At 49.2% G+C, this 5,252-nt stretch carries 2 tRNA genes and 2 rRNA genes; all 4 read left to right on the forward strand.

Features of this window, described 5'->3' with window-relative positions:
* Positions 1-2 precede the first annotated feature (2 nt).
* Positions 3-1,541: ribosomal RNA gene (locus FTU16_RS16155) — 16S ribosomal RNA — on the forward strand.
* A 61-nt stretch (positions 1,542-1,602) separates the two neighbouring features.
* Positions 1,603-1,679 (forward strand) — tRNA-Ile (locus FTU16_RS16160).
* 74 nt (positions 1,680-1,753) lie between these two features.
* Positions 1,754-1,829 (forward strand) — tRNA-Ala (locus FTU16_RS16165).
* A gap of 427 nt (positions 1,830-2,256) precedes the next feature.
* Positions 2,257-5,150, forward strand: a 23S ribosomal RNA gene (locus FTU16_RS16170).
* The 16S and 23S rRNA genes sit together here with 2 tRNA genes alongside, the layout of an rRNA operon.
* Positions 5,151-5,252: the final 102 nt, after the last annotated feature.

Genomic DNA, 5,252 nt, shown 5'->3' on the forward strand with positions numbered 1-5,252 from the left:
TTAAACTGAAGAGTTTGATCATGGCTCAGATTGAACGCTGGCGGCAGGCTTAACACATGCAAGTCGAGCGGGAATAGGTAGCTTGCTACCGATTTCTAGCGGCGGACGGGTGAGTAATGCTTAGGAATCTGCCTATTAGTGGGGGACAACATTTCGAAAGGGATGCTAATACCGCATACGTCCTACGGGAGAAAGCAGGGGATCTTCGGACCTTGCGCTAATAGATGAGCCTAAGTCGGATTAGCTAGTTGGTGGGGTAAAGGCCTACCAAGGCGACGATCTGTAGCGGGTCTGAGAGGATGATCCGCCACACTGGGACTGAGACACGGCCCAGACTCCTACGGGAGGCAGCAGTGGGGAATATTGGACAATGGGGGGAACCCTGATCCAGCCATGCCGCGTGTGTGAAGAAGGCCTTTTGGTTGTAAAGCACTTTAAGCGAGGAGGAGGCTACTTTGGTTAATACCTAAAGATAGTGGACGTTACTCGCAGAATAAGCACCGGCTAACTCTGTGCCAGCAGCCGCGGTAATACAGAGGGTGCGAGCGTTAATCGGATTTACTGGGCGTAAAGCGTGCGTAGGCGGCTTTTTAAGTCGGATGTGAAATCCCCGAGCTTAACTTGGGAATTGCATTCGATACTGGGAAGCTAGAGTATGGGAGAGGATGGTAGAATTCCAGGTGTAGCGGTGAAATGCGTAGAGATCTGGAGGAATACCGATGGCGAAGGCAGCCATCTGGCCTAATACTGACGCTGAGGCACGAAAGCATGGGGAGCAAACAGGATTAGATACCCTGGTAGTCCATGCCGTAAACGATGTCTACTAGCCGTTGGGGCCTTTGAGGCTTTAGTGGCGCAGCTAACGCGATAAGTAGACCGCCTGGGGAGTACGGTCGCAAGACTAAAACTCAAATGAATTGACGGGGGCCCGCACAAGCGGTGGAGCATGTGGTTTAATTCGATGCAACGCGAAGAACCTTACCTGGTCTTGACATAGTAAGAACTTTCCAGAGATGGATTGGTGCCTTCGGGAACTTACATACAGGTGCTGCATGGCTGTCGTCAGCTCGTGTCGTGAGATGTTGGGTTAAGTCCCGCAACGAGCGCAACCCTTTTCCTTATTTGCCATCGGGTTAAGCCGGGAACTTTAAGGATACTGCCAGTGACAAACTGGAGGAAGGCGGGGACGACGTCAAGTCATCATGGCCCTTACGACCAGGGCTACACACGTGCTACAATGGTCGGTACAAAGGGTTGCTACTCCGCGAGGAGATGCTAATCTCAAAAAGCCGATCGTAGTCCGGATTGGAGTCTGCAACTCGACTCCATGAAGTCGGAATCGCTAGTAATCGCGGATCAGAATGCCGCGGTGAATACGTTCCCGGGCCTTGTACACACCGCCCGTCACACCATGGGAGTTTGTTGCACCAGAAGTAGGTAGTCTAACCGTAAGGAGGACGCTTACCACGGTGTGGCCGATGACTGGGGTGAAGTCGTAACAAGGTAGCCGTAGGGGAACCTGCGGCTGGATCACCTCCTTAACGAAAGATTGACGATTGGTAAGAATCCACAACAAGTTGTTCTTCATGACGATGTATCTGAGGGTCTGTAGCTCAGTTGGTTAGAGCACACGCTTGATAAGCGTGGGGTCACAAGTTCAAGTCTTGTCAGACCCACCATTCTGACTAACGAAGTATTTGAATAAAATACGGAAGCAAACAGAGAATCAGAAACATTGACTTATTGATAAGCTGGGGACTTAGCTTAGTTGGTAGAGCGCCTGCTTTGCACGCAGGAGGTCAGGAGTTCGACTCTCCTAGTCTCCACCATACATTGCTACGCAATGTATAAAGAACGAAGCTAAAATAAACAATCAAACGATTGTTAGCTTAGTCCTTAAGCGATCAAGTGTTTAGGTTATAGAGCTTAGCAACAAAGTGGCGTATGATTCGCTTCATTGTTATTAAGCTCTGTGATTTATCACAGTTTCCTGACCTGACGAAGGCTGGAAAAATCATTAACAGAATATATTTGAGTTGAAATAATTTGTTCATACTCGTTTGATTTAACCTAACAAGCAATTGTGAAAGTTGAATGAAATGAGTTACTAGCGAAATTAACTGAATCAAGCGTTTTGGTATATGAATCTAATTGAAGCTGTACAGTGATTAAGTTCACGAGACTCTAACTGTGGCGATTAAGTTCGCAACGCAACATCTTCACTTGTAGGAGATGGGCGACTGTTTGGGGTTGTATAGTCAAGTAATTAAGTGCATGTGGTGGATGCCTTGGCAGTCAGAGGCGATGAAAGACGTAATAGCCTGCGATAAGCTCCGGGGAGGCGGCAAATATCCTGTGATCCGGAGATTTCTGAATGGGGGAACCCACCCGCTATAAGGCGGGTATCATAAACTGAATACATAGGTTTATGAGGCGAACGAGGGGAAGTGAAACATCTCAGTACCCTTAGGAAAAGAAATCAATTGAGATTCCCTCAGTAGCGGCGAGCGAACGGGGAAAAGCCCATTAAGTTGTCTAAGCTTTAGTGGAACGCTCTGGGAAGTGCGACCATAGTAGGTGATAGTCCTGTACGCGAAAGGGCTTAGATAATGATGTCGAGTAGGGCGAGGCACGTGAAACCTTGTCTGAATATGGGGGGACCATCCTCCAAGGCTAAATACTCCTGACTGACCGATAGTGAACCAGTACCGTGAGGGAAAGGCGAAAAGAACCCCTGTGAGGGGAGTGAAATAGATCCTGAAACCGCATGCATACAAGCAGTGGGAGCCGACTTGTTCGGTGACTGCGTACCTTTTGTATAATGGGTCAGCGACTTACATTCAGTAGCAAGGTTAACCGATTAGGGGAGCCGTAGAGAAATCGAGTCTTAATAGGGCGTTTAGTTGCTGGGTGTAGACCCGAAACCGGGTGATCTATCCATGAGCAGGTTGAAGGTTGGGTAACACTAACTGGAGGACCGAACCCACTGTCGTTGAAAAGCCAGGGGATGACTTGTGGATAGGGGTGAAAGGCTAATCAAACTCGGTGATAGCTGGTTCTCCCCGAAAGCTATTTAGGTAGCGCCTCGGACGAATACCATTGGGGGTAGAGCACTGTTTCGGCTAGGGGGTCATCCCGACTTACCAAACCGATGCAAACTCCGAATACCAATGAGTACTATCCGGGAGACAGACTGCGGGTGCTAACGTCCGTAGTCAAGAGGAAAACAATCCAGACCGCCAGCTAAGGCCCCAAAATTATAGTTAAGTGGGAAACGATGTGGGAAGGCATAGACAGCTAGGAGGTTGGCTTAGAAGCAGCCACCCTTTAAAGAAAGCGTAATAGCTCACTAGTCGAGTCGGCCTGCGCGGAAGATGTAACGGGGCTAAAACTATATGCCGAAGCTGCGGATTTACACATTAGTGTAAGTGGTAGGGGAGCGTTCTGTAAGCCGATGAAGGTGGATTGAGAAGTCTGCTGGAGGTATCAGAAGTGCGAATGCTGACGTGAGTAACGACAAAACGGGTGAAAAACCCGTTCGCTGAAAGACCAAGGGTTCCAGTCCAACGTTAATCGGGGCTGGGTGAGTCGACCCCTAAGGCGAGGCCGAGAGGCGTAGTCGATGGGAAATTGGTTAATATTCCAATACTTCAGTGTAATGCGATGAGAGGACGGAGAAGGTTAAGTCAGCCTGGCGTTGGTTGTCCAGGTGAAAGGAAGTAGGCATGTATCTTAGGCAAATCCGGGGTACTCTATGCTGAGATCTGACAGCAAGCTGTACTTGTACAGTGAAGTGGCTGATACCATACTTCCAGGAAAAGTCTCTAAGCTTCAGTTACACTGGAATCGTACCCGAAACCGACACAGGTGGTCAGGTCGAGTAGACCAAAGCGCTTGAGAGAACTCTGCTGAAGGAACTAGGCAAAATGGTACCGTAACTTCGGGAGAAGGTACGCTGCTTTTGGTGATGGAACTTGCTTCCTGAGCTGAGAGCAGCCACAGAAACCAGGCCCCTGCAACTGTTTATTAAAAACATAGCACTCTGCAAACACGAAAGTGGACGTATAGGGTGTGATGCCTGCCCGGTGCTGGAAGGTTAATTGATGGGGTTAGCGTAAGCGAAGCTCTTGATCGAAGCCCCAGTAAACGGCGGCCGTAACTATAACGGTCCTAAGGTAGCGAAATTCCTTGTCGGGTAAGTTCCGACCTGCACGAATGGCATAATGATGGGGGCGCTGTCTCCAGCAGAGGCTCAGTGAAATCGAAATCGCCGTGAAGATGCGGTGTACCCGCGGCTAGACGGAAAGACCCCGTGAACCTTTACTGCAGCTTGACATTGAACTTTGATCTTACTTGTGTAGGATAGGTGGGAGGCTTTGAAACCGAGACGCTAGTTTCGGTGGAGCCAATCTTGAAATACCACCCTGGTAATATTGAGGTTCTAACTCTGCTCCATTATCTGGAGCGAGGACCATGTCTGGTGGGTAGTTTGACTGGGGCGGTCTCCTCCTAAAGAGTAACGGAGGAGTACGAAGGTGCGCTCAGCGTGGTCGGAAATCACGCGTAGAGTATAAAGGCAAAAGCGCGCTTAACTGCGAGACCCACAAGTCGAGCAGGTACGAAAGTAGGTCTTAGTGATCCGGTGGTTCTGTATGGAAGGGCCATCGCTCAACGGATAAAAGGTACTCTGGGGATAACAGGCTGATACCGCCCAAGAGTTCATATCGACGGCGGTGTTTGGCACCTCGATGTCGGCTCATCTCATCCTGGGGCTGAAGCAGGTCCCAAGGGTATGGCTGTTCGCCATTTAAAGAGGTACGCGAGCTGGGTTTAGAACGTCGTGAGACAGTTCGGTCCCTATCTACCGTGGGCGCTGGAAATTTGAGAGGATCTGCTCCTAGTACGAGAGGACCAGAGTGGACGAACCTCTGGTGTACCGGTTGTGACGCCAGTCGCATCGCCGGGTAGCTATGTTCGGAAGGGATAACCGCTGAAAGCATCTAAGCGGGAAGCCTACCTCAAGATAAGATTTCCCTTGGACTTTATGTCCACTAAAGAGCCGTTGAAGACTACGACGTTGATAGGTTGGATGTGGAAGTGCGGTGACGCATGAAGCTGACCAATACTAATTGCTCGTGAGGCTTGACTATACAACACCCAAACAGTTGTATGTAAAGCATCAATTGATTCGATATTAAGCAAAATAACTTGATTTAGTTAACGCTTAAGAACAAAATACGAAACTCAGATAT

The organism is Acinetobacter sp. YH12069 (assembly GCF_013419675.1).
Classification (GTDB): domain Bacteria; phylum Pseudomonadota; class Gammaproteobacteria; order Pseudomonadales; family Moraxellaceae; genus Acinetobacter; species Acinetobacter amyesii.